Genomic DNA, 22,886 nt, shown 5'->3' on the forward strand with positions numbered 1-22,886 from the left:
GCAATGCAGTCCTTCACTTATGAACGTGCGACGAGTGCCCAGCAGGCGGCCGCCGCAGTTGCGGCCCGGCCGGACGCCAAGTTCATCAGCGGCGGCACCAATCTGCTCGACCTGATGAAGCTCGAGATCGAGCGCCCAGCGCATCTCGTTGACATCAGCCGGCTGCCCCTTGATCGGATCGAGGAGACGGCAGAAGGCGGGCTTCGGGTCGGCGCCCAGGTCCGCAACAGCGATCTTGCCGCCGACCCGCGGGTAAGGTCGCGGTACCCGATGCTCACACAAGCGCTGCTGGCGGGAGCGTCCGGCCAGATACGCAACAAGGCCTCGACCAGCGGCAATCTCCTGCAGCGCACGCGCTGCCCCTATTTCTACGACCGCAACATGCCCTGCAACAAGCGCCAGCCGGGTTCGGGCTGCGCGGCGCTTCAAGGCTTCAACCGCATGCACGCCGTACTCGGCGCGAGCGAAGCCTGCATCGCGGTCCATCCTTCCGACATGGCGGTCGCCATGTCCGGGCTCGACGCCAGGATCGAGACCGTCTCGCCCGGCGGCGAGACCCGCACGATCCCGATCGGTGATTTCCATCGATTGCCCGAGACGATGCCCCATGTCGAGACCGTGCTCGGCCACGGCGAAATGGTCGTCGCGGTTAACCTACCGCCGCCACCACCCGGCCGGCAGCTTTACCGCAAGGTGCGCGACCGTGCTTCCTACGCCTTCGCGCTGGTGTCGGTGGCAGCAATCGTCGAGAAAAGCGGCGATCGTATCCGAAGCGCTCGGATCGCCATGGGCGGCGTGGCCGCGAAGCCCTGGCGCGCGACGGAGGCGGAGCGCTCGCTCGCAGGAGCGTCGGCGTCCGACGCTGCCTTTACCAACGCGGCCGAAGTCGCACTCGCCGGAGCCGTCGGGCATGGCGGCAATGACTTCAAGATCCCGCTGGCGAAACGGACGATGCGGCACACGCTCGCTGCTGCCGTCGAACGTGCATGAGGTGATGCGATGACAGAGACGACGACCCCGAACAGCGGTTCCCAGATGCAGGCGCCGAGCAGGAGATCGATATGAAACTCACGCGACGCGCCGTTGCCGCCGCGGGTGGCGGCCTTTTTGTTTCTGCCGCCGCAGCTTGGGCGCCACATCCGACCCGGGAGCTCGGCACGTGCTCGAGGCGGCCGTCGACGCCTTCTTTGCCGGCTGGGCCTCTGGCGACTGGACGGCATTCCTTGATTGTTGCGATGAGACGATGACCTTCCAATTCCCTGTCGGCGAGCAACGAGGCCGACACGGACCGCCAGAAGGCAAGCGGGCACTCGCAGCCTGGACCGCCGCGCATCAAGCTCAGGGAAACAGGATTACGAAATCGACCGTCGATCTCAAGCTCTTCGCGGCCGACTGGGTCATCGTCTGCGATCGCGGGAGCGGGACAATCAGTGGCGCGCCCTACACTGGCCTGCATGCGATCTTCATGCGGGCCGGCCCGACGGGGAGGCTGGTCGAGTTTCGCGAGTATTTCGGCGAGATCGCCGCGTGAGCTCCGGGCCGCCGCGCGACGAACATGAAGGTGCAAGGAAGAGGCGTCGTCGCGGCCTCGATGCTTCCGAACTCCAAATGAAAATCTTTAGGTGACTTATGAACGAGACCATACCCGGACTGCCCGGCTCCGCCACCCATTCAAGGGTGAAACCTCGTCCCGATGCCGGCATCATCGGGAGGCCGATCGACCGCATCGACGGTCCGCTCAAAGTGACGGGCGGCGCCACATATGCTTACGAGAATGACCTGGATGGTACAGCCTATGGCTACATTCTCGGCGCCTCCGTCGCCAAGGGCCGCATCGCCGAGATCGACACGACCGAAGCCGAACGGGCGCCGGCGGTGCTGCTCGTCATGACGCACCGCAATGCGCCGGCCCAGCCGGATTTCGGCCCGTCGGTCACGCCGACGGTGCCGGAGGTCTTCACCCGCGCCCGGCCCGCGCTCAACAGCGATCGGGTGCGGTATTACGACGAGCCCGTCGCGCTGGTCGTTGCGGAGACGTTCGAGGCGGCACGCGCTGCTGCCGGCCTCATCAGAATACGCTACGACAAGGAGCCGGGCCTCTACGATCTAACGGGCCATGAGGCCGACGCCTATGCACCAAAGCGGACAAATGCCGGCTTCGAGACCGACAGCGCGGTAGGCGACTTTGAGAGCGCCTTTGCGACGGCGCCGATCAACATCGATGCCACTTACCGGACCCCCTTCGAACATCACAATCCGATGGAGCCGCATGCAACGCTCGCTGCCTGGTCAGGCAACGAGCTGACGATCCATACATCGGCGCAGACTCTCGCGAACTTCCGGGCCGGGGTCGCCAGCACGCTTCGCATCCCGCCCGAGCGAGTGCGCATCGTGAGCCCCTTCATCGGCGGAGGCTTCGGCTCCAAGCTGATTGCCCATGCCGACACGATCCTGGCCGCACTTGCAGCGCAGGTGCTGCAGCGCCCCGTGAAGATCGCGCTGACGCGGCAACAGATGTTCGCCAATGCCGGTCATCGCGCAGAGATGGTCCAACAGGTACGTCTCGGCGCGGACACCGACGGGCGGCTCACCGGCATCGCGCACGATGTCTGGTCCGCAACCTCCAGCTTCGAGGAGTACTGCGAACAAACGGCAGTTTTTGCGCGCTCGCTCTATGCGGCGCCGAACCGTCTCACCCGCCATCGCCTGGTCCCGCTGGACATCAACCGCGGCGAATGGATGCGCTCGCCGGGCGAAGCGCCCGGCATGCTGGCTTTCGAATGCGCCATGGATGAGCTCGCCGAGCGCGTCGGCCTGGACCCGATCGAACTCAGGATCCGCAACGAACCGGCACAGGATCCCGAGCGCGGCGTGCCGTTCTCCACCCGCAATCTCGTCGCCTGCATGGAGGAAGGCGCCCGCCGTTTCGGTTGGGAGCGGAGAAACCCGACACCGGGCCGCACCCGGGAGGGCCGGAAGCTTATCGGCTACGGCATGGCGGCGGCGATCCGTCCGAACTATATCGGCGCGGCGACGGCGCGAGTGGCGATCGACCGGGACGCTCGGGTTACGGTGCGGCTCGACATGACCGATATTGGCACCGGCACCTATACGATCCTGACCCAGATCGCCGCCGAGAGCCTCGGCCTGCCGATCTCGTCCGTCAAGGTGGAGCTCGGCGACAGTCGCTTCCCGCGTACCGCCGGCTCCGGCGGGTCCTGGGGCGCAGCAAGCGCGGGTTCGGCCTTGCATAATGCGTGCAACGCCCTCAAGGAACGGATCCTGGAGGCGGCGCAGTCGAGCAAAACCTCGCCGTTGCGCGGCGCGAACGCCACCGAGGCAAGCTTTGCCGACAGCGAGGTCAGGATTGGCCAGCGATCGGCGAGCCTGGCCGATCTCATCCGAGGGATCTCTCCCGACGGCCTCGAGGCTGAAGGCTCCGTAGCCGCGGGCGCCACCACCCAGTCATACAAGACTTATTCGCAGCATTCCTATGGCGCGCATTTCGCAGAGGTCGCTGTCGATTGCGATACCGGTGAAATCCGCATGCGCCGGATGCTGACTGTGATCGGCGCGGGGCGTATCCTCAACGCCAAGACCGCGCGCTCGCAAATCATCGGCGGCATGACCTGGGGGATCGGTGCAGCGCTGATGGAGCAGACGGTGCTCGACCCGCGCCATGGCCACTTCGTCAATCACGATCTTGCCGAGTATCATGTGCCGGTCAATGGCGACGTCCCCGCGATGGAGGTCGTCTTCCTCGAGGAAGACGACGACAAGGCCAACCCGCTTGGCGCAAAGGGTCTCGGCGAACTCGGCGTGTGCGGTGCGGGGGCTGCTGTCGCCAACGCCATCTACAACGCGACCGGCGCGCGAGTGCGTGAATTTCCCATCACCTTGGACAAGGTGCTGCCTGCCTTGCCTGTGATCGCCATTTGACGCTTTCCTCTCTCGCTCTCAATTGTGACAAGTCGAAACGGATGGCTATTTCTGCGCCATCCGCGACGACGCCGGTGGTTGACAGCGCCATCCAGCCCTTTCATACAAAGGCCGTCAATGTTCTCAGGGCGGGGTGAAAGTCCCCACCGGCGGTAAGGGTCTCGGCCCAAGCCCGCGAGCGCTTTCCAGATGATCGGAAAGGTCAGCAGATCCGGTGCGATTCCGGAGCCGACGGTCACAGTCCGGATGGAAGAGAACGAAATGGAAGACGATCCGCTTTCGCGGTTCGAACTCCGTATCGTGCGTCCTGATTCTGGTTCGAAACGGAAGGATGGACCCATGAATCAGCATTCCCATAACGACTATGAAACGATCCGCGTCGCCGTCATTCGGGCGCGCTGGCACGCCGATATCGTCGACCAATGCGTTGAAGCATTCGAGGCGGAACTGGCGGTTCTCGGAGAGAAACGCTTTGCCGTCGATGTCTTCGATGTTCCCGGCGCCTATGAGATTCCCCTGCATGCAAAGACGCTTGCCGAAACCGGCCGCTATGCCGCTATCCTCGGCGCCGCGTTCGTCGTCAACGGCGGCATCTACCGGCATGAGTTCGTGGCGAGCGCGGTCATCGACGGCATGATGAACGTGCAATTGTCAACTGGCGTGCCGGTGCTGTCGGCGGTGCTGACGCCGCACAACTACCATGACAGCGCTGACCATCACCGCTTCTTTTTCGAGCATTTCAGGGTCAAGGGCAAAGAGGCGGCCAGCGCCTGCGTGCAACTGCTGGCGACACGCGAACGCATCGCGGCGTGAAACCTCCGTCGCCGGGTGGAAATCCCGGTAAGGCGCTGTAGTATCTCACGAAAACCAGGGAGGATGCCGGTGCAGACCAAGAAGATCATCAATGACGGCAACCGCTCCGTCGACGAGATGCTGGAGGGCATTCTGGCCGCGCATCCGCGCCATCTCAGACGTGCGGACGGCAGCCCCCGCTCCATCGTCGCCCGCGACGGGCCACGCCCCGGCAAGGTCGGCCTCGTCATCGGTGGTGGCTCGGGCCACGAGCCGACCTTCCTCGGCTTTGTCGGCAAGGGGCTTGCCGACGCGGCCGCGATCGGCAATGTCTTCGCCTCGCCGCCGCCGGACCCGATCCTCGAATGCGCCAAAGCGGCCAGCGGCGGTACCGGTGTGCTGTTCATGTACGGCAACTATGCCGGCGACGTGATGAATTTCGACATGGCCGCCGAAATGGCGGCAATGGACAACATCGAAGTGCGCACCGTGCTGACCACCGACGACGTCGCCTCGGCGCCGCGCGACCAGAGACAGAAGCGGCGCGGCGTCGCCGGCAATTTCTTCATCTTCAAGGCTGTCGGTGCCGCATGCGACCGGATGCTGTCATTCGATGAATGCGAGCGTATCGCCAGGAAGGCCAACGATCAGACGTTCACTATGGGCGTGGCGCTTTCGCCCTGTTCGCTGCCGCAGACCCGCCGGCCGAATTTCGAGATCGGACCGGACGAGATGGAGATCGGCATGGGCATCCATGGCGAGCCGGGCACCGCGCGTGGAAAACTAAAGACGGCCGACGAGATCACCGACGAGATGCTGGACAAGATCCTTGACGAGATGGCGCCGACGCGCGGCGACAAGGTCGCCGTGCTGGTCAATTCGCTCGGTTCGACGCCGCTGATGGAGCTCTACATCATGAACCGGCGGGTCAAGCAGAGGCTCGACGACATCGGCGTTTCTGTCCACGCGACCTGGGTCGGCAATTATTGCACCTCGCTCGAAATGGCCGGCGCCTCGGTGACGCTGATGCATCTCGACGGCGAATTGCAGGAGATGCTCGACCACCCTTGCGACTGCGCCATGTTCCGCGCCGGCTGAGAGAGCATCATGACGTCGATCGATTCAGCCGGCTTGAAAGGAATGTTCGATGCGATCGCGGTGGCGATCGACGCCGACAAGGACAGGCTCTGCCAACTCGACGGCGTCATCGGCGACGCCGACCACGGCATCGCCATGGCGCTCGGCTTCGGCGCGGTGCGCGATGCGCTCGCCTCGCTCGATCTCTCGGCGACCGAGCCGACGGCACTGCTCAACACCGCGGCAAAGTCGTTCCTCAACGCGGTCGGCGCCTCGTCAGGCCCGCTCTATGCGACGGCCTTCATGCGCGGTGCCGTCGCCGTCAAAGGCAGGGCAATTCTAGAGGACGTAGACGTCGTCGCCATGTTCCGGGCGATGGCGCAAGGCATCCAGGATCGCGGCAAGGCCGAGCTCGGCGAAAAGACGATGGTCGACGCCTGGCTGCCGGCGACGCAGGCAGCTTGTGCCGCGCAGGAAGCCGGCAAGAGCCTGTCCGAGAGCCTGGAGGCTGCACTTGCGGCGGCCGAACGAGGTGCCGAGGCGACCAAGGACATGATCGCCGCCAAGGGCCGCTCATCGCGGCTCGGCGAGCGCTCGTTGGGGCACATGGACCCCGGCGCCGCATCGGCCGTGACGATCATCAGGGCGATGCGGAACAGTCTGGTCTAACCCCGCTTCGCCGCGTCGAGCCTGTCGATGGCCTGGACATTGCCGGCCGATGGTCCCTTCTCATCGAATTCCGATGCGAGCCAGGCGTCGACGATCGACTTGGCCAGTTCCGGGCCGATGACGCGCGCGCCCATGGTGATGATCTGGGCGTTGTTGGATTTTGCAGCGCGCTCGGCCGAATAGGTGTCGTGGGTGAGTGCAGCGCGAATGCCGGGGACCTTGTTGGCGGATATGGATACGCCGATGCCGGTGCCGCAAAACAGGATGCCGCGGTCGTTTTCGCCGTCCAGGATCGTCTGCGCGAGCTTCTGCGACAGGTCGGCATAGTAGCCCGCCTGGCTGAGGTCGCTGACCGTGAGGCCGGGCTTGGTGGCGAGGTGAGCGGCAATGACGTCGAGCAGCGGCTTGCCGGCGCTATCAGCTCCAATGGCTATTTTCATGTTCGGTTTCCTTCCTGTTCGATGCTTCAGATCGCCGCCGAGGCGCGTTGGAGGATGTCGATATAGCCTTCCGCCTGCCAGGCCGAGCGGCCGATGAACAAGCCGTCGATATTGGGCTGGCCGACCAGTTCGGCGGCATTTTGCGGATTGACGCTGCCGCCATAAAGCACCGGCGGCACAACTCGCAGCAGGTCGCGGGCGATTTTCTTGATCAGCGCCTGCTGCCTGTCTGCGTAGTCCGAACTGGCCGGCACGCCCTTATCGCCGATCGCCCAGACCGGCTCATAGGCAAACAGGATCGTCGCCGCCTTCGCCGCGCCTTCGAGAAACTGCAGCGCGCCGTGCACCTGCAGGGCCAGCACCGCAGCGGCCTGGCCGCTGTCTCGCTGTGCCAGAGTCTCGCCGACACAGATCAGCGGCACCAAGCCGTGCTTCACCGCGGCCGCAGTCTTCAGCCCGACCGCCTTGTCGGTCTCGCCGAAATGCTCGCGCCGTTCGCTGTGACCCAATTCTACCATATCAAGTTCGCAGTCTTTCAGCATCACCGGCGAGATCTCGCCGGTCCAGGCGCCGGCGTCGGCCCAATGCATGTTCTGCGCGCCGACCTTGATGCGCGTCGGCGACAGCGCTTTCTTGACCTCGCGGATCGCCGTGAAAGGCGGGATGACGAAAAGCTGGATGCGCTCGTCGAAACCGGGGACGAACTCCGCCAGCGCCTCGGCGAAAATCATCGCTTCGGCGAGCGTCTTGTTCATTTTCCAGCTGGTGCCGACCCAATAAACCATACGTGCCCTCCTATTCTGCGATCACTGTCAGCGAAACGCCGGCACCATCCAGCGCGGCGCGCATCTGCGGCTGCGGCTCGCGGCCGGTGAAGACCGTGTCAAAGGCCTTGAGATCGGTCAGGAAGTGCAAGGCAGTGCGGCCGAATTTCCCATGATCGACCAGCAGATATTTGCGCGCTGCTGCGGCCATCATCAGCCGTTTGGTCTGGACCACTTCCTGATCCTGGTGAAAGGCCGAGGCACCATGAATGGCCGATGACGACAGGAACGCGACATCGGCGCGCAATGATTTCAGCGTGTCTTCGGCGAGCAGGCCGAAGAAACCGTGAAACTTCTTGCTGTATTGGCCGCCGAGCGCAATCAGGTTAATCCCGGCAACGCCCGCCAAATCCTGGATGACGGCCAGATTGTTCGAGATCACCGTTAGCGGACGCAGATCGGCAAGATGCCGAGCAACGCCCCCCGCGGTCGAGCCGTCGTCGATGATCACCGTCTGACCCGGTTCGATGATCGTCACGGCAGCGGCGGCGATGCGCTTCTTCTCGTCGCCGGCCAGCCGCTGGCGGTAGCGGAAATCGCTCTCGAAAAGGCTGCTCGGCTGGATCGAGGCGCCGCCGCGCACCTTGCGCAGAAAACCGCTTTCCTCGAGCTCGTCGAGGTCGCGGTGGACGGTCATCTTCGACACGCCGAAGCGCGAGGCAAGATCGTCGACACTGGCGGTGCCGATGTCCATCAGAAAATCCATGATGCCTTGCCGACGGCCGTCGCTCTTCATTTCCGCGGCTTCCTCGTGCACCCCGGCTCCGAGATATAACAGCAAACGTCGCACAAGCCACCAAATTTTTTGTGATAATGTTATATCTTTATGGGATATCATGCGCTTCTGGTCGCGTGCTGTAACAAGAATTGCTGCCGGCCGAGCGCCCAGCGGTTGCGGTGCCGCGGAAATCCGGCCAGAAGCATTAGGGGCTCGACGACAACCGAACAGCCCGCAAACACTGGCTCGAAACCGGATACGGGAGACTACTGAGTGGCTCGCATCACACTGAGACAATTGCTCGATCATGCCGCCGAATACGGCTATGGCGTGCCTGCCTTCAACATGAACAATATGGAACAGGGCCTCGCTATCATGGAGGCAGCCGAGGAGACCAAATCGCCGGTTATCCTGCAGGCGAGCCGCGGCGCGCGAGCCTACGCCAACGACGTGGTGTTGGCCAAGCTGATCGACGCGCTGGTCGAAATCCATCCCGATATCCCAATCTGCATGCATCTCGACCATGGCAACAACGAAGCGACCTGCGTCACCGCGATCCAGCACGGCTTCACCTCTGTGATGATGGACGGATCGCTGAAGGAAGACGGCAAGACGCCGGCCGACTACGCCTATAATTCCGGCATCACCCGCCGCGTCGTCGACATGGCGCATTGGGGCGGTGTCTCGGTGGAAGGCGAGATCGGCGTTCTCGGATCGCTGGAGATGGGCGGCGGCGAACAGGAAGACGGCCATGGCGTCGAGGGCGTCATCAGCCACGACCAGCTGCTGACCGACCCGGTGCAGGCCGAACAATTCGTGCGCGACACCCGTGTCGATGCGCTGGCAGTCGCCATGGGTACCAGCCACGGCGCCTACAAGTTCAGCCGCAAGCCGGATGGCGCCGTGCTGGCCATGAACGTCATCGAGGAAATCCACCGGCGTCTGCCGAGCATGCATCTCGTCATGCACGGCTCGTCCTCGGTGCCGGAGGAGCTGCAGGAGATCATCAACAAATATGGCGGCCAGATGAAGCCGACATGGGGGGTGCCGGTCGAGGAAATCCAGCGCGGCATCAAGCACGGCGTGCGCAAGATCAATATCGATACTGACAACCGCATGGCGCTGACCGGCGCGATCCGCAAGGTGCTGACCGAGAACCCGAGCGAATTCGATCCGCGCAAATATCTGACGCCGGCAATGGCCGCCATGCGGAAGCTGTGCAAGGAGCGCTTCGAGCAGTTCGGCACCGCCGGCAACGCTCCCAAGATCAAGCCGCTGCCGCTGTCGGAAATGGCCAAACGTTACAAGTCCGGAAGCCTCGATCCGAAATTTGGCTGACATATTCCGGTTCTGAGCAGGAGCCGCTTCGGCTCCTGCTCATCCGATCATACTCGCGGCAAGAGATCGGCCCGGCCGGTCTCGATAAATGGTGCCCAGTAGTCGACCGACTCGCGGATCATGGCGACGACCTGATGGTCGACCGGCTCGCGCTCGCGGAATGACAGTTCGAGGCAGATCTCGTTGTCGACGCCGCCGCCACGGCGAACCGTCTGAAGGAGCTTTTCCGGCGTGATGCGGCCGTCGATGTTGTAGGTCGCAGTGAACGGCCAATGGCCGCCCTTGTTCATCGACGATTGCTTGACGTGGATGATCGGCGACTGCCGGGGAAAGGCTTCGGCCCAGGCATAGGGGTCGATGTCGTCCGGATTGCTCGACGTCACGTCGCCATGGTCGATGTCGACCATCATCTTGAGCGGGATCGCTATCCCTGCCGCATCGATTTCGCTTTGCAGCATCCGGCAGCTCTCGATCGTATGGCCGAACTCGCGGCCGACCGACATCGGCTCCCAGAACAGGTAGGTCAAGCCGGCTGCTTTGGCATGCTCGGCGACCTCGCGCCAGCATCCCAGCGCGATGTCGAAAAGCCGCGCGCGACGCTCAGGATCGTCGTAGTCACGATGGGTGAAGATCGCGAATTGCGTGCCCATGCCCGCGGCGCCGAGCTCGACCGAAATTTCGGCAAAGGTCTTGAACCAGTCGACGTAGTAACCCCGCACGTCGGCATCGGGATGGCCGAAATGATTGAGCCGGCCGTAAGGGCCGGTCATCGCGGAGGTCACGCGCACGCCGGTGCGGTTAAGCGCGGTACGGAACAGGCGGACGAATTTGGCGATCGTCGCCGCCGGCCAGCCGGGATTGACGAATTCATGCGTGAGCTGCACGTCCCTGATACCGATCTGATAGGCGATCGCGTCGATCAGGTCGTCCGGCTCCGCAAAGCGGTTGACCAGCGGATTGGTATTGAGCGAAAGCGTGAAGGCCATCAGCCGGCCTTTGCCAGCCGGCTCGAGCACCAGTCCTCGAAGGCGGTTCTTTCCGCGGCGGACAGATGCAGGCCGTGCTTGGTGCGCCTGTCGAGAATATCGGCGGCGGTCTCGGCCCATTCATGCTCGAACAGGTAATTGGCTTCGCGCTCGAAAAAATCCTTGCCGAAGCGCCGGCCCAGTTCGGCGAGCGAGGTGGCCGCGCCGACCAGATCGCGCGTCCTTGTGCCGTAGAGCCTGCCATAATGCTTGACCAGCGATGCCGGCATCCAGAGGAATTCATGGCCGAGGTCGCCCAGAAACTGCTCCAAATCGGCATTGGCGATATCGCCGCCCGGCAGGTGCCCTTTCGAGGTCCACGGCTTGCCCATTTTCGAAAAGAACGGGGCGATACGGTCGAGCGCGTGCTCGGCCAATTTGCGGAAGGTGGTGATCTTGCCGCCGAAGACCGAAAGCAGCGGCGCCTGCCCAGCCGGTGCGTCGAGTTCGAATATGTAGTCGCGGGTGACCGCGCTCGGATTGTCGGCATTGTCGTCATAAAGCGGCCTGACGCCGGAAAACGAGTAGACGACGTCGCTTCGTGCGAGCTGGCGCTTGAAGTAGCGATTGACTGCCTTGATCAGGTAATCGATCTCGCTCGCATCGGCGGTCACGTCCTCCGGCCGCCCTTCATAGGGAATGTCGGTGGTGCCGATCAGCGCGAGGTCGTTCTGATAGGGATTGATGAAGATCACCCGCTTGTCGCTGTTTTGGACGAGATAGGCCTGCCGCCCTTCCCAGAATTTCGGCACGACGATGTGGCTGCCCTTGACCAGGCGCACGTTGCGCCTGGAATTCTGGCCGGCGACGCGGTTGATGACGTCGTTGACCCAGGGTCCGGCGGCGTTGATCAGCGCCCGTGCCCGAACTGTGGTCCTGACGCCGGTTCGACCGTCGCGCATCTCCACCGACCACAGGCCGTTTTCGCGACGGGCGGCGATGCAGGCGGTGCGGGTGAATATCCTGGCTCCGCGCTCAGCGGCGTCGAGCGCGTTGATGACGACCAGGCGAGCGTCATCGACCCAGCAGTCGGAATATTCGAAGCCGCGCTTGAAGGCGTCCTTGATCGGCGCGCCTTCTGGCGCGGTTCGCAGGTCGAGCGTGCGCGTGGCCGGCAGCCGCTTGCGGCCGCCAAGATGGTCGTAGAGGAACAGGCCGAGCCGGACCAGCCAGGCCGGCCGGTCATCGGGGCTGTGCGGCAGCACGAAGCGCATCGGCCAGATTATGTGCGGCGCGGATTCGAGCAGCACCTCGCGTTCGATCAGCGCCTCCCGCACCAAGCGGAACTCGTAATATTCGAGATAGCGCAAACCGCCATGAACGAGCTTTCCCGATCGCGAACTGGTGCCCTCGGCGAGATCGTCTTTTTCGCAAAGAATGACCGACAGGCCCCGGCCTGCCGCATCGCGCGCGATGCCGGCGCCATTGACGCCGCCGCCGATGACGAAGAGGTCGACGATTTCGGTTTCACCGCTCATCTCGCTCTATGCCCTGTCGTCAGCATGGATTGACCGGAGGCAGGCCGGCGATGAAGCGGCGCACTTCCTCCGCCGCCTGCTCGGCCGCGTAGGTCACGGTGCGTACCGACGCGCCGGCGATATGCGGCGTCAGCGTCACGTTCGGCAGCTGCAACAGCGGCCAGTCGGCAGGCACTGGCTCGACGGCGAACGTCTCCAGCATAGCACTGCCGATGTGTCCCGAGACGAGCGCCTCGTAGAGCGCATCGTAGTCGACCAGCGGTCCGCGCGCGGTATTGACGAAGATCACGCCGGGTTTCATCCGGGCGATGGCGTCCTTGCCGATCAGACCCCGCGTCTCTTCGGTGACCCGGGAATGCAGCGTGACCACGTCGGAGCGCGACAGGAGATCGTCCAGCGCAACCAGTTCGACGCCGGCATTGCGGTCCTCGGCGCTCAATTGCACATAGGGATCGCAGACCAGGATGCGGCAGCCGAAGGCGCGCAGCAGGCGAACCAGCCTGGTGCCGATATTGCCGTAACCGATGACGCCGACGGTCATTTCGTTGAGCTCGCGGCCGGTGCGGTCGGCGCGGTAGAGATCGCCGCGCCACTCGCCCTTGCGCAAGGCTTCGTGGCCGACGCGGATCAGCCGCGTCTCGGCGAGAATGGCGCCGATGGTGAACTCGGCTACGGCGCTGGCATTGCGGCCGGGCACGTTGACAACGGTAATGCCATGGGCCTTGGCGGCCGCCATGTCGATGTTGATCGGCCCGCCGCGCGACACCACAACCAGCTTGAGCGTGGGCAGGCGCTGCATCATGGCTTCGGAGAGCGGCGCAAGCTGGGTGACGAAGATTTCGGCGTCGCCGATGAAATCCACCACCTCGTCGGGATCGCCGAAATATTCCTTGACCTTATCCAGACTAAGCGCGGCATTGCCGAATTGCATTGGCTCGTCGGGCCAAGCGGTCTCAACGGTGCGGATGTCGATATTGTCGCCGCAGGCCGCTTCGATTTTCTCGCGAAACACTTCCGGAAGCATGAAGCGGTCGCCGATGATCGCAATTTTCTTGGGCATGCTCTTCTCAATTCACGTCGGTTTGCCTGGACGCGGCCATCGAACGCCAGACCGGCCGCAGCGCCTCATGCGCCAATGCGTAGGACGGAGCCATCGCCTCATAGGCAGCGGCAAGTTTCCGGTCGCTGGGTTCGGCCGCACGGAGCAAAGGTGTGACCCATTCACTGACGCAATCGTCCATCGATGCGTACTGGCCGACGCAGACCGCAGCAATCATTGCAGCGCCCGCAGCACCAGCCTCCTCGCGCTCGCTGGTGCGAATGTCGGCGCCGACCGCAGCACCCAGGATCTTGCGCAGCGCCGGGCTCCTGGCCGCTCCGCCGGTCAGGCGGATTTCCTTGGGCAGCGGCCCCATGGCGGCGTAGCAATCGCGTGCCGCGAAAGCCAGCCCCTCGAACACCGCGCGGACCATGTCGGCATAGCCGTGCCTGGACGAAATGCCGACGAAGCCTGCCCTGGCATTGGCATCGACGAATGGCCCGCGCTCGCCTGCCTCCGAGACATAGGGCTGGTAGAGCAGAGAGCCTGGCTCGGACGACGATATCCACTGGTCGACCAGCGCGATCATCTCGCCATTGGTCCGCGTGATGCCTTGCGAGGCGAGAATGCCGGAGGCGAGGCCAAGGACCCAGTCGATATTGAGCGTTGCCGCCATGTTCGACTGCATCTGCGCAAAGACGCCTGGTGCCGGCATCGTCATCGTGTAGCCGGTTGCAGCCTCGTTGAGCAGCACCTCGTCCGGCGTTTCGGCGAGCCGCATATGCATTCCGGTGGAGCCGATGATCGAGCATCCCGGCTTGCGCTCGCGATCGAACAGGCCGGCCCCAAGCGCCGTGCAGGCGACATCGACATAGGCTAGAACGACCGGTGTGCCGGCGAGCAGGCCGGTCGCATCGGCTGCTGCCGCCGACAGCGAGGTGCTTTGCCTGGTGCCATCGACGATGGGCGGCAATAGATGCCGGAGATCGGTGACGCCGAGTACCTCGAGCACATCATCTGAATAGCCGCGCGTGCGGAAGTCACCGAAGGTGAAAGTTCCCTCGGACGGGTCGGTGGCGCGGTGGCCGGTCAACTTGAAATAGAGCCAGTCCTTGCAGTGGAACGCCGTCGCTGCATTGGCAAGCATCGCGGGCATGTGGCGCTTCATGAACACGAACTGCGATCCCTGCTGGCAGGCAGCGAGCCCGCTGCCGGTCTTTTCGAAGCGCACCCGGTCCTCTGGCCGCGCGCGGATCTCCTCGACGACCGCGGCAGCGCGCGCGTCGAGCCACAGCCAGCCCTTGGCCACCGGCTCGCCATCCTTGTCGATCAGCCAGGTACCGTCGCCCTGCCCGGTCACGGCGATGGCAATGGTCCGGCTGGCGAGATCCGGCACCTTGTCGGCAAGCTCGCGCAAGGTCGTCGCGGTATCGGCCCAGGTGCGGGCCAGGTCCTGCTCGGCGCCGCCGCCCGGCAGTGTCTCGTATTTATTGGGCAGCGCGGCGACCGCGATCTGTCCGCCCGCCGTGTCGAAGGCGACGGATTTTATGACAGACGTGCCGGCATCGATGCCGATCAGCACATCCCGCATCAGGCAAGCTCCGTGCCGTGCGAAATGGCGTCACCACTCGCCTGATCGAAGACGTGGAGGTTTTTCGGATCGATGCTGATCTTGATCGGTGCACCGAGCTCCAGGCGCGTCCGGTCATGTTCGACCAGGACCAGCGAACCGCCGGCGAAATCGGCGGCGATATGGGTCTGGTCGCCGAGCCATTGATTGGCCGAAACCGTCGCCGGCACACCATCCTTCGAGCGGCGGACCGCATAGGGCCTGACGCCGATGACGACGCGCTGCCGGTTGAGCAATTCGTCGCGAACCGGGCCGCTGAACGCATCCTTGTCGTAGTCGAGCGAAAGCCCGTCGGGCAGCTTGAGACTGATCTTGCCGGCAGCCGTGCCGACATAGGCCTCGAAGACATTCATCGGCGGCTCGCCGACGAAGGTGCCGGTGAACAGGTTTGCCGGCCGCTCCTTGAGCCTGTCAGGCGTGTCGAACTGCTGCAGCACGCCGCCCTCCATGACAGCGATGCGATCGGCCAGCGCATTGGCCTCGGTCTGGTCGTGGGTGACCAGGATCGCGGTCAGGCCACGCTCCTTGATGAAATGCTTGATGCGGCCGCGCAGCACGGCGCGAAGCTGCGGCTCGAGTTGGCCCATCGGCTCGTCCAGCAGATGCAGGTCGGCCTCGCGGATCAGCGCCCGGCCGAGGCTGGCGCGCTGCTGCTGGCCGCCGGAGATCGAGCTCGGATAGCGCTCGAGAATGTCCTCGATCTCGAGCAGCTTGGCGATGTTGGCAACCTTTGTATCGACCGCACTCTTCGCCAGCCTGGCGGCCTTGAGGGCGAATGCCATGTTCTCACGCACGGTCAGAGGCGGGTAGAGCGAATAGCCCTCGAAGGCCATTGCGACGTTGCGCCTGACCGGCGGCAACGTGTGCACCTTGCGGCCCGCAACCGCGATGGTTCCGCGCGAGACCTCTTCGAAGCCTGCGATCATGCGCAATGTCGAGGTCTTGCCGCAGCCGGACGAGCCGAGCAGCGCCACGATCTCACCCTTGGCGATTTCCATCGTCAGGTTCTTGACCGCATGCACGCCGCGGTCGATCGGGCCATAGAACTTGTCGACGCCCGAAATGGTGATTGCGGTCGGGCTCATGCCGCTTCTCCACTGCGCAAATTGACGACGTTTTTCGAGCCGATGCGCTCGCCGCTTGTGCGATCGAACAAAAGGGCGCTTTTGCTGTCGACGGCAATGTGGACCTTGCCCTCGGATCGGCCCGGCGTCCCGGAAGGACGCGAGACCAGGATTTCACGGCCGCGCACGGTTCGCACCAGCGTGACGATCTTCTCGTTGAGTGGCGTCTCGGCCTCAACCGTCACCGGGATGGCGCCGGGCGTGCCTTCATCGACAAACGCCAGCGCCTCCGGCCGCAAACCGATCACGCAGTCGCGGCCGACCGCCGCCTCGTGAGCGCCGGCAAGATGGACCTGGACGTTGGACAGGCCGACATAGATGCCTTTGGCGTCCCGCGACGGCTTGACGTCCAGAAGGTTGATGGTCGGGTCGCCGAACAGCCGGGCAATCTCGACATTGGCCGGCTCGCGATAGATCTGTTCGGGCGTGCCGAGCTGTTTGACGACGCCCTGCGACATCACCGCGATGCGGTCACCGAGCGCCATTGCCTCCTTATAGTCCTGGGTGACGTAGATGACGGTCGCGCCACGATCCGCCAGCAGTCTTGGCAATTCCAGCCGCATTTCAAAGCGCAATTTGGCATCGACGTTGCGCAAGGGGTCATCGAGCAGCAGAAGCGGCGGCGAGCCGACCAGCGCGCGGGCAAGCGCGGTGCGTTGCTTCTGGCCGTTGGACAGCGCCCGCGGCTTGTGGCTGAGCACATGGCCGATTTTCAACAGCTTGGCGACGCTCTCGACGCCGGTCTTTATCGTTCCTTGCGACGAGTGCTTCGCCTGCAGCGGCGTCGCAATGTTATCGAACGCCGTCATATGCGGGAACAGCGCGAAGTTCTGGAAGGCCATGCCGACGCCGCGGAACTCGGCGTCGAGATCGGTCATGTCCTCGCCGCCGATGAGGATCTTTCCCTCGTCGGGGTCGATGACGCCGGCCACCAGCCGCAATAGCACCGTCTTGCCGGCGCCGGACGGCCCGAACAGGACCAGCGTTTCGCCGTCGGCGACGGTCAGCGACAGATTGTCGAGAACGGTCTGGCTTTTATAGCGCTTGACGATGTTTCGCAGTTCGAGGCTTGCCATCGGACTATCCTTTCACCGCGCCAAGCGACAGGCCTTCGACGAGATAGCGTTGCGCATAGAGCGCGAGCGCCAGCGTCGGCGTGATCGACAGCACGATCGCCGCCGAGATCTGGCCATACTGGATCCCCGAGGAGGTGATGAAGGCGAGCGCGCCGACCGTCACCGGCTGCTTGTCGGCCGAGGCGAGCACCAATGCAAAAACGAAATTGTTCCAGGCAAAGATGAAGGCGAGCAGACCGGCAGCGGCAATACCTGGGCCGGCGAGCGGCAGCGCAATCTTGCGGAAGGTGGCAAACCAGGAATGGCCGGCGATGCGGTAGGCGTATTCGATGTCGGCGGGAATGTCCTCGAAATAACCGCGCACGATCCACAGGATCAACGGCAGGCAGATCAGCTGATAGACCCAGATCAGCCCGATATAGGTGTTGGCCAGCCCGAGCTTCTGGAAATAGAGGGTGAGCGGCAGGAGCACCAGCAGCGCCGGCGCAAACCGGAACGACAGCAGCGTAAAGGCAATGTCCTCCGAGCCGCGGAATTTGTGCCGCGCAAAGGCGTAGGCCGCCGGAACGCCGAGCAGCAACGCGACGGCAACCGAGGTGACCGACAGGAAGACGGAATTCCACAGGTTGCGCATGAAGGCGATGTCGAGCGTGCCGGCCGCCGTCATCAGCTTGCCGGTGATCAAGGCCGTGTAGTTGGCGAGCGTCGGCTCGAAGACAAGCTGCGGCGGAATCCGCAGGATTGTCTCGTTGGTCTGGAACGACATCATCAGGATCCAGACGATCGGGAACATGAAGAAGATCACGACCAGCGCCAGGGCAATGCCGCGCAGGATGCGTTCGAGAAGCGAGGTGTGTTCCACGCCAGCCTCCTATGCCTGGCCGCGGGCGCGTTCGCGCAGCCGCAGCCAGTTCTTGATGAAAATGTTCGAGAGGAAATAGGTGATCGCCCACAGGATGATCATCAGCGCCGCCGAGCGGCCGACATTGGTCGACTGGAAGAAGTTGAGATAGGCCTCGACCTGGAACACGGTCAGCGTATCGCCTGGGCCGCCCTGCGTCATGGCGTAGATGATGTCGAACTGCTGGATGGAATCGAGCAGGCGGAACAAAGTCGCCGTCAGGATGTAGGGCGTCAGCATCGGCAGTGTGATGCGGAAGAAGACGAAGCTGCGTGGCACGCCATCGAGTGCTGCCGCCTCGAATGGCTGCGTCGGCAGACTGCGCAGGCCTGCAAGCAGCAGGATCATGATGAAAGGCGTGTAGACCCAGATGTCGACGAGCACGACGGTGAGCAGCGCCGTCGACGGCGATGAGGCCCAGCGGAAATCCTGCAGGCCGATCAGGCTGGCAAGATAGCTGAGCACGCCGAAACCGGGGTTGGTCATCAGCTTCCACATCAGCGCGGCGAGCGCCGGTGCCGTCATCAGCGGCATCAGCAGCATGATCGAGATGAAGTTGTTCAGCGTCGAGCGCTTCTGCAGCAGCATGGCGATGCCGAGACCGAGAAGCAGTTCGAGCACAACGGTGATGCCGGCGTAGAGCAGCGATATCTCCAGCGTGTTCCAGAACTTCGGGTCCGTGAAGAAGGAGATATAGTTGTCGCCCCAGTTGAACTGCCGCGCCCAGGGCTGACTTAACCGGTAGCGCTGGAACGAATAGACCACCGATGTGAAGAACGGGATCAGGATGCCGATGCAGACCAGCAGGGCCGGCAGGCTGAGGAGATAGGGCAGCACCCGCTTGCTGATCCTGAAGCCCGATGGCCTGTTTCTTTGTATTGTTGCCGCAGTCATCGGCTGCTCCGTCATCCTGTTGCTTCGCCGTCCCGGCCGCCCAAGGGAGCAAGGCGGCCGGTCGGGCGAGCAGGCGGCACCTTTCGGGACCGCGTCGCAAACGTATCACATCTCAAAGGCTGGCCCGCGGACGGGCCAGCCTTGGCCGCGGCCTAGCCGAGCCCGGCTTCCTTGAGCTGGCTGTTGATGCTCTCGGCCAGCTTGTCGAGGCCCTCGTCGACCGGCACTTCCTTGGCCACCATCTTCTGCAGCGTCGCCGCCCATTCGGTGGTGAGATCAAAGAACAGCGGCTGCGGAGTGAACTTGATGCTGGCGCCCGGCGCCGAGACGTCGAACATCTCGACATAACCCGGATAGCTCTTGTTCAGCTTGTCGCGGAACATCTGGTCGTTCCAGACCGACTGACGGACCGGATTGACGAAGTCCATCTTGGTCGCACCGAACAACGCGTGCTCGGGTCCGGATGCCCATTGCATGAAGTACCAGGTGGCGTCCTTGTCCTTCGAGAAGTTGGACATCGACAGCGACCAGATCCAGATGTTAGGCGTCGGCGCCTTGGCGGCAGGATTGGCCTTGAATGCCGAAAAGGCGAGCTTGCCGGCCATCTTGTTGTCGCCGCCATTCATGAAGTAACCAAGGATGTCGGCGTCGTAGATCATCGCCGAGGCACCTGCACCGAGATCGGTGCCGACCTGGTACCAGGTGTAGGTCGACCAGTCCTTCGGGCCGCTCTCCTGGATCATCTGGACCCACTGCTTGTGGAAAGCCTTGGATTCGGCGGTGCTCATCGCGGCCGACAGCTTGCCGTCAGCCGAGACGTTCAGGTCCTTCTGGTCGAAATTGGCGTAGGCCGACAGGAAGCCTGGGTGGATCGTTGCCCAGGAGCGCGAGCCGCGCACGCCGATGCCGTAGACGCCACCGCCGACATCCTTGGTAAGTTTCGCCGCCGTAGCGACCATCTCATCCATATTGCCGGGAACGCTGACGCCGACCTTGTCGAACATGCCCTTGTTGTAAGTGATGTTGTTCTGCTCGAAGCCCCACGGAATGCACCATTGCTTGGCGTCTTCCGAACCGAGCGCGCCGCCCGGCTGGCCGTTCCAGGCGCAGGAATTCTTGACGCCTGGCAGGAAGTCGTCCCAGGCATATTTCGGGTTGGTCTTGGCCGGATCCTTGATCCATTCGTTGAGGTCGGTGATCCAGCCGGCCGGGCCGTAGGTCCAGGTCATGTAGGCGCCGGTCATGAAGGCATCGTATTCGGGCGAGCTGGCCGACAGCGCGGCGGTAACCTTGTCGAAATAAACGTCTTCGGGGAACACGTCATAGACGACTTCCATGCCGGTCAACTTCTTGAAATTGTCGAGGTTGGCAATCATCGCATCGGCGTAAGGATGCTTGTTGAGCAACAGCTTGATGGTCTTGCCCTTGTGCGCCTGCCAGTCGAAATCAGCCGCCAGGGCGCGGGTCTGCCCGAAATTGAGCAGTGTACCGGCGGTGCTGGCGGCAAGGCCCATTGCACCGAGGCCCTTGATCAGCCCACGGCGGTCGACTTGTCCACGCAGGAATGCGTCGATGAGGTCTTTCTCTTTCTCATGCATTTCTCTTCTCCTCCACAGGGTAGTTTCGACGAAATGGTTGCCGGCTACCCGACCGGCGTCTGTTCCACGAGCGATCGCGCCGTCCGCTCGTCGGTTATCAAGCCTTTGAGATAGCGGCCCTCCAGCACTGACTTGATGGCGCGAACCTTCACCTTGCCGCCGGCGACGGCGACAATTCTGCGGTTGCTGATGTCTTCGCGCGCCAGCGCCAGCGCCCGGTCGGAAAGCGTCGTCGCAACGGCCTTTCCGGCGTCGTCAAAGAAATGCCCTAGCAGTTCGCCGACACCGCCGTTGCGGCGGATCTCCTCCATCTCGCCCTTCTCGATCATGCCGGTGGCGACAAGCGAGGCCTCACGCTCGGCGGTGCCGATGCCGGCGATGAGCAAGTCGGCGGACTTGGCGAGGTCGAAGACATCGCTGACGCCCTTCTGCCCGAGCAACACGGTTCGATCCTCGGCCGTGTTGGCGAACATCGGTACGGGCATCACATAGGCTTCCGCACCGGTCCGTTCGGCGACGCGGTGGATGACGTCATGCGGATTGGCCGAGAACTTGCGCGTCAGGCCGCCAAGTAGCGAGACGAAACGGATCCTGCCTGCCGATATACGCGGCAGATATTCCACGCAGGCGGCAAGTGTGCGGCCGTGGCCGACGCCGATCAGCGCCTCCTCGCCGCGTTCGATCTCGCGCTTGAGAAACTGCGCGCCCGCGATGCCGAGCGCCTTGAGCGGCAGGTCTTCGGCATCGAAGTCCGGAACTACCTCGCAATAGTCGAGACCGTAACGGCCGGACAACTCGTCCTCGAGTTCCACGCATTCTGAGACTTCGCCGTCGATATAGACTTTGACCAGGCCTTCCTGATTGGCCTTGGTAATCAGGCGATGCGCTTTGAGGCTGGTCAGGCCGAGCCGTTTGGCGACCTCCGACTGGGTCAGGCCGCCGGCATAGTGAAGCCAGGCGGCGCGGGCTGCCATGCCGGTCTCATCGTCGCGCAGCAGGCCGTTGCCAAAACCAACCATTTCCGCCCTTTGATATTTTTATCAGTTGCTGCAAAATTTTTCACAAGGCATCGCCCGAGTCAAGCAACCGTTGCGTTTAAATCGCTATCCGGGAGCCAGCCGGTCGGGGCCGAACAGGAGCCACGCGAACCAACCGGCAAGAAATAACACTGACCATGCGCATTTAAAACGTTTGCAATTTCGCTTGGACGTATTACAAACGTTTCAAACTTCGTTCGGGAGGAACGATGCCGGCCCGCGTTACCACCCTCAAGGAACTTGCCGCGCAGCTCGGCCTGTCGATTACCACCGTTTCGCGCGCCCTTGCCGGCCACGAGCAGATCGCCTTGAAAACGCGCCAACGTGTCACCGAGGCCGCGCGCCAGGCTGGCTATGTGCCGAACACGGCAGCCCGCACGCTGGTCTCCGGCCGCAGCGGTTTTGTCGGCATGGTGCTGCCGATCCGCGGCCCCAATCTGGTCGATTCCTTCCTCGGCGAATTCGTCACAGGGCTCGGCGAAGGGCTGGTTTCGCACGGCTCCGACCTGATCCTGGCCGCAGCGGCGCAGGGCCAGTCGGAACTTTCAGTGCTTCGCCATGTCGTCGAATCCGGACGCGCCGATGGGGTCGTCGTCACCCGCATCGCCGAGGTCGACGAGCGGCTTGCCTATCTGCGTCAACGCAATTTTCCGTTCGTCGCGCATGGCCGGCTGCTCGACGGTGACTTTGCCTATCATTGGCTCGATACCGATGGCGCGCACGCATTCGGCGAGGCCTTCGACATGCTCTACGATCTCGGACACCGCCATTTCGGCCTGGTGACGATTTCCGAGCCGATGACGTTTCGCCATCTCAGGCAGGATGGGCTCGCTGCCGCGATCGCCCGCCGAGGCGATCCGTCGGTCAGGCTCGATGTGGCGACGGCGCCGCGGTTCGATCGCGGTGCCCGCATCCAGGCAATCAATCGGCTGCTGCACGCCACCGACCGGCCGACGGCCATTGTCGCGCTGTTCGACGAGCTGGCGCTGACGGTGATGGAAGAGGCTGCCCGCGCCGGCCTTGCCGTTCCTCGCGACCTTTCGGTGATCGGCTTCGACAACATAGCCGCCTCAGCCTATGCGCCGCCTGGGCTAACCACTTTCGACGCCTCGATCCGCCAGTGCGCGCGCGAGATCGGCGAGATGCTGCTGACCGTCATCGGCAACAGGCCGGACGCGCCACTGACGCGGCTGGTCCGGCCGACACTTGTCTCGCGGGCAAGCCATGGCCCGGCACCCATAGGACGGAACTGACGCCTCAGCGGCGCACAACCAGGGAGGAACACGA

General features: G+C 63.5%; 21 protein-coding genes and 1 riboswitch. Of the genes, 8 read left to right on the forward strand and 13 right to left on the reverse strand.

Annotated elements, in window-relative coordinates; translation table 11 throughout:
• The first annotated feature begins 3 nt into the window (after positions 1–3).
• The 6 genes from NKH21_RS18330 (at position 4) to dhaL (ending at position 6,477) form a co-directional block, all read left to right on the forward strand.
• A complete protein-coding gene (locus NKH21_RS18330; protein WP_352660674.1) occupies positions 4–990 on the forward strand; it encodes an FAD binding domain-containing protein in 987 nt (328 codons plus the stop codon).
• Between the two features lie 169 nt (positions 991–1,159).
• Positions 1,160–1,531 carry a nuclear transport factor 2 family protein gene (locus tag NKH21_RS18335; protein WP_352660672.1) on the forward strand — a complete coding sequence of 124 codons (372 nt, stop codon included), beginning with the start codon at positions 1,160–1,162 and terminating at the stop codon, positions 1,529–1,531.
• Positions 1,532–1,629: 98 nt separating this feature from the next.
• The gene (locus NKH21_RS18340; RefSeq protein WP_352660670.1) at positions 1,630–3,939 is read left to right on the forward strand and encodes a xanthine dehydrogenase family protein molybdopterin-binding subunit; all 2,310 of its coding nucleotides are present in this window, start codon (positions 1,630–1,632) and stop codon (positions 3,937–3,939) included.
• A 115-nt stretch (positions 3,940–4,054) separates the two neighbouring features.
• Positions 4,055–4,201: riboswitch (FMN riboswitch) on the forward strand.
• A gap of 77 nt (positions 4,202–4,278) precedes the next feature.
• A complete protein-coding gene (locus tag NKH21_RS18345) occupies positions 4,279–4,752 on the forward strand; it encodes a 6,7-dimethyl-8-ribityllumazine synthase (RefSeq protein WP_352660667.1) in 474 nt (157 codons plus the stop codon).
• A gap of 69 nt (positions 4,753–4,821) precedes the next feature.
• Positions 4,822–5,829, forward strand: a complete 1,008-nt coding sequence (locus NKH21_RS18350; protein WP_352660664.1) for a dihydroxyacetone kinase subunit DhaK — start codon at positions 4,822–4,824, stop codon at positions 5,827–5,829.
• Between the two features lie 9 nt (positions 5,830–5,838).
• Positions 5,839–6,477: a dihydroxyacetone kinase subunit DhaL gene (gene dhaL / locus NKH21_RS18355; RefSeq protein ID WP_352660661.1), complete on the forward strand. Its 639-nt coding sequence runs from the start codon at positions 5,839–5,841 to the stop codon at positions 6,475–6,477.
• Here the strand turns inward: dhaL and derI are convergent.
• Genes derI through NKH21_RS18370 form a run of 3 tightly spaced genes read right to left on the reverse strand, consistent with a single transcriptional unit; the run spans position 6,474 to position 8,477 of the window.
• Positions 6,474–6,917 (reverse strand): D-erythrulose-4-phosphate isomerase, encoded by a 444-nt coding sequence (derI, locus tag NKH21_RS18360; RefSeq protein ID WP_254818715.1) that lies wholly within the window; start codon positions 6,915–6,917, stop codon positions 6,474–6,476. The two genes, dhaL and derI, sit on opposite strands and share 4 nt — an antisense overlap.
• A gap of 26 nt (positions 6,918–6,943) precedes the next feature.
• Positions 6,944–7,702 carry a triose-phosphate isomerase gene (locus NKH21_RS18365; protein WP_352660657.1) on the reverse strand — a complete coding sequence of 253 codons (759 nt, stop codon included), beginning with the start codon at positions 7,700–7,702 and terminating at the stop codon, positions 6,944–6,946.
• 10 nt (positions 7,703–7,712) lie between these two features.
• Positions 7,713–8,477, reverse strand: coding sequence for a DeoR/GlpR family DNA-binding transcription regulator (locus tag NKH21_RS18370; protein WP_352866765.1), 765 nt, complete (start codon positions 8,475–8,477; stop codon positions 7,713–7,715).
• 255 nt (positions 8,478–8,732) lie between these two features.
• Between NKH21_RS18370 and fba the strand changes: the two genes are divergently transcribed.
• Positions 8,733–9,797 carry a class II fructose-bisphosphate aldolase gene (gene fba / locus NKH21_RS18375; protein ID WP_352660653.1) on the forward strand — a complete coding sequence of 355 codons (1,065 nt, stop codon included), beginning with the start codon at positions 8,733–8,735 and terminating at the stop codon, positions 9,795–9,797.
• A gap of 47 nt (positions 9,798–9,844) precedes the next feature.
• On the opposite strand, the gene NKH21_RS18380 is transcribed toward fba, so the two are convergent.
• The 10 genes from NKH21_RS18380 to NKH21_RS18425 all read right to left on the reverse strand — a co-directional run bounded on the left by NKH21_RS18380 (position 9,845) and on the right by NKH21_RS18425 (position 21,581).
• Positions 9,845–10,783, reverse strand: coding sequence for a sugar phosphate isomerase/epimerase family protein (locus tag NKH21_RS18380; protein ID WP_352661303.1), 939 nt, complete (start codon positions 10,781–10,783; stop codon positions 9,845–9,847).
• Positions 10,783–12,300 carry a glycerol-3-phosphate dehydrogenase gene (locus tag NKH21_RS18385; protein ID WP_352660650.1) on the reverse strand — a complete coding sequence of 506 codons (1,518 nt, stop codon included), beginning with the start codon at positions 12,298–12,300 and terminating at the stop codon, positions 10,783–10,785. The genes NKH21_RS18380 and NKH21_RS18385 overlap by 1 nt, the downstream gene beginning before the upstream one ends.
• A gap of 19 nt (positions 12,301–12,319) precedes the next feature.
• Positions 12,320–13,360, reverse strand: coding sequence for a 2-hydroxyacid dehydrogenase (locus tag NKH21_RS18390; protein WP_352660647.1), 1,041 nt, complete (start codon positions 13,358–13,360; stop codon positions 12,320–12,322).
• 7 nt (positions 13,361–13,367) lie between these two features.
• Positions 13,368–14,930 (reverse strand): FGGY-family carbohydrate kinase, encoded by a 1,563-nt coding sequence (locus tag NKH21_RS18395; RefSeq protein ID WP_352660644.1) that lies wholly within the window; start codon positions 14,928–14,930, stop codon positions 13,368–13,370.
• Positions 14,930–16,054, reverse strand: a complete 1,125-nt coding sequence (locus NKH21_RS18400) for an ABC transporter ATP-binding protein (protein WP_352660642.1) — start codon at positions 16,052–16,054, stop codon at positions 14,930–14,932. The genes NKH21_RS18395 and NKH21_RS18400 overlap by 1 nt, the downstream gene beginning before the upstream one ends.
• Entirely contained in the window at positions 16,051–17,169 is a 1,119-nt protein-coding gene (locus NKH21_RS18405; protein WP_352660639.1) for an ABC transporter ATP-binding protein, read from the reverse strand. The genes NKH21_RS18400 and NKH21_RS18405 overlap by 4 nt, the downstream gene beginning before the upstream one ends.
• Positions 17,170–17,173: 4 nt before the next feature.
• On the reverse strand, positions 17,174–18,031 hold the full coding sequence (locus NKH21_RS18410) for a carbohydrate ABC transporter permease (RefSeq protein WP_023676025.1): 858 nt from the start codon (positions 18,029–18,031) through the stop codon (positions 17,174–17,176).
• A gap of 9 nt (positions 18,032–18,040) precedes the next feature.
• Positions 18,041–18,964, reverse strand: coding sequence for a carbohydrate ABC transporter permease (locus NKH21_RS18415; protein ID WP_292653833.1), 924 nt, complete (start codon positions 18,962–18,964; stop codon positions 18,041–18,043).
• Between the two features lie 152 nt (positions 18,965–19,116).
• Positions 19,117–20,562 carry an ABC transporter substrate-binding protein gene (locus tag NKH21_RS18420; protein ID WP_352489459.1) on the reverse strand — a complete coding sequence of 482 codons (1,446 nt, stop codon included), beginning with the start codon at positions 20,560–20,562 and terminating at the stop codon, positions 19,117–19,119.
• A 44-nt stretch (positions 20,563–20,606) separates the two neighbouring features.
• Positions 20,607–21,581 carry a sugar-binding transcriptional regulator gene (locus NKH21_RS18425; protein ID WP_352866712.1) on the reverse strand — a complete coding sequence of 325 codons (975 nt, stop codon included), beginning with the start codon at positions 21,579–21,581 and terminating at the stop codon, positions 20,607–20,609.
• Positions 21,582–21,808: 227 nt separating this feature from the next.
• On the opposite strand from NKH21_RS18425, the gene NKH21_RS18430 reads away from it, so the two are divergent.
• The gene (locus tag NKH21_RS18430; protein ID WP_352660629.1) at positions 21,809–22,852 is read left to right on the forward strand and encodes a LacI family DNA-binding transcriptional regulator; all 1,044 of its coding nucleotides are present in this window, start codon (positions 21,809–21,811) and stop codon (positions 22,850–22,852) included.
• The last annotated feature ends 34 nt before the right edge of the window (positions 22,853–22,886 follow it).

The sequence above is a fragment of the Mesorhizobium sp. M1329 genome (genome assembly GCF_040318035.1).
GTDB lineage: Bacteria > Pseudomonadota > Alphaproteobacteria > Rhizobiales > Rhizobiaceae > Mesorhizobium.

Bases quoted from the DNA above. Each gene is read 5' to 3' on its own strand.
- dhaL (WP_352660661.1), top strand. From the start codon at position 5,839: ATGACGTCGATCGATTCAGCCGGCTTGAAAGGAATGTTCGATGCGATC.
- NKH21_RS18400 (WP_352660642.1), bottom strand. From the start codon at position 16,054: ATGAGCCCGACCGCAATCACCATTTCGGGCGTCGACAAGTTCTATGGC.
- NKH21_RS18330 (WP_352660674.1), top strand. From the start codon at position 4: ATGCAGTCCTTCACTTATGAACGTGCGACGAGTGCCCAGCAGGCGGCC.
- NKH21_RS18385 (WP_352660650.1), bottom strand. From the start codon at position 12,300: ATGAGCGGTGAAACCGAAATCGTCGACCTCTTCGTCATCGGCGGCGGC.
- NKH21_RS18415 (WP_292653833.1), bottom strand. From the start codon at position 18,964: ATGACTGCGGCAACAATACAAAGAAACAGGCCATCGGGCTTCAGGATC.
- NKH21_RS18365 (WP_352660657.1), bottom strand. From the start codon at position 7,702: ATGGTTTATTGGGTCGGCACCAGCTGGAAAATGAACAAGACGCTCGCC.
- NKH21_RS18405 (WP_352660639.1), bottom strand. From the start codon at position 17,169: ATGGCAAGCCTCGAACTGCGAAACATCGTCAAGCGCTATAAAAGCCAG.
- NKH21_RS18340 (WP_352660670.1), top strand. From the start codon at position 1,630: ATGAACGAGACCATACCCGGACTGCCCGGCTCCGCCACCCATTCAAGG.
- NKH21_RS18420 (WP_352489459.1), bottom strand. From the start codon at position 20,562: ATGCATGAGAAAGAGAAAGACCTCATCGACGCATTCCTGCGTGGACAA.
- NKH21_RS18390 (WP_352660647.1), bottom strand. From the start codon at position 13,360: ATGCCCAAGAAAATTGCGATCATCGGCGACCGCTTCATGCTTCCGGAA.
- derI (WP_254818715.1), bottom strand. From the start codon at position 6,917: ATGAAAATAGCCATTGGAGCTGATAGCGCCGGCAAGCCGCTGCTCGAC.
- NKH21_RS18370 (WP_352866765.1), bottom strand. From the start codon at position 8,477: ATGAAGAGCGACGGCCGTCGGCAAGGCATCATGGATTTTCTGATGGAC.
- NKH21_RS18425 (WP_352866712.1), bottom strand. From the start codon at position 21,581: ATGGTTGGTTTTGGCAACGGCCTGCTGCGCGACGATGAGACCGGCATG.
- NKH21_RS18345 (WP_352660667.1), top strand. From the start codon at position 4,279: ATGAATCAGCATTCCCATAACGACTATGAAACGATCCGCGTCGCCGTC.
- NKH21_RS18430 (WP_352660629.1), top strand. From the start codon at position 21,809: ATGCCGGCCCGCGTTACCACCCTCAAGGAACTTGCCGCGCAGCTCGGC.
- NKH21_RS18395 (WP_352660644.1), bottom strand. From the start codon at position 14,930: ATGCGGGATGTGCTGATCGGCATCGATGCCGGCACGTCTGTCATAAAA.
- NKH21_RS18380 (WP_352661303.1), bottom strand. From the start codon at position 10,783: ATGGCCTTCACGCTTTCGCTCAATACCAATCCGCTGGTCAACCGCTTT.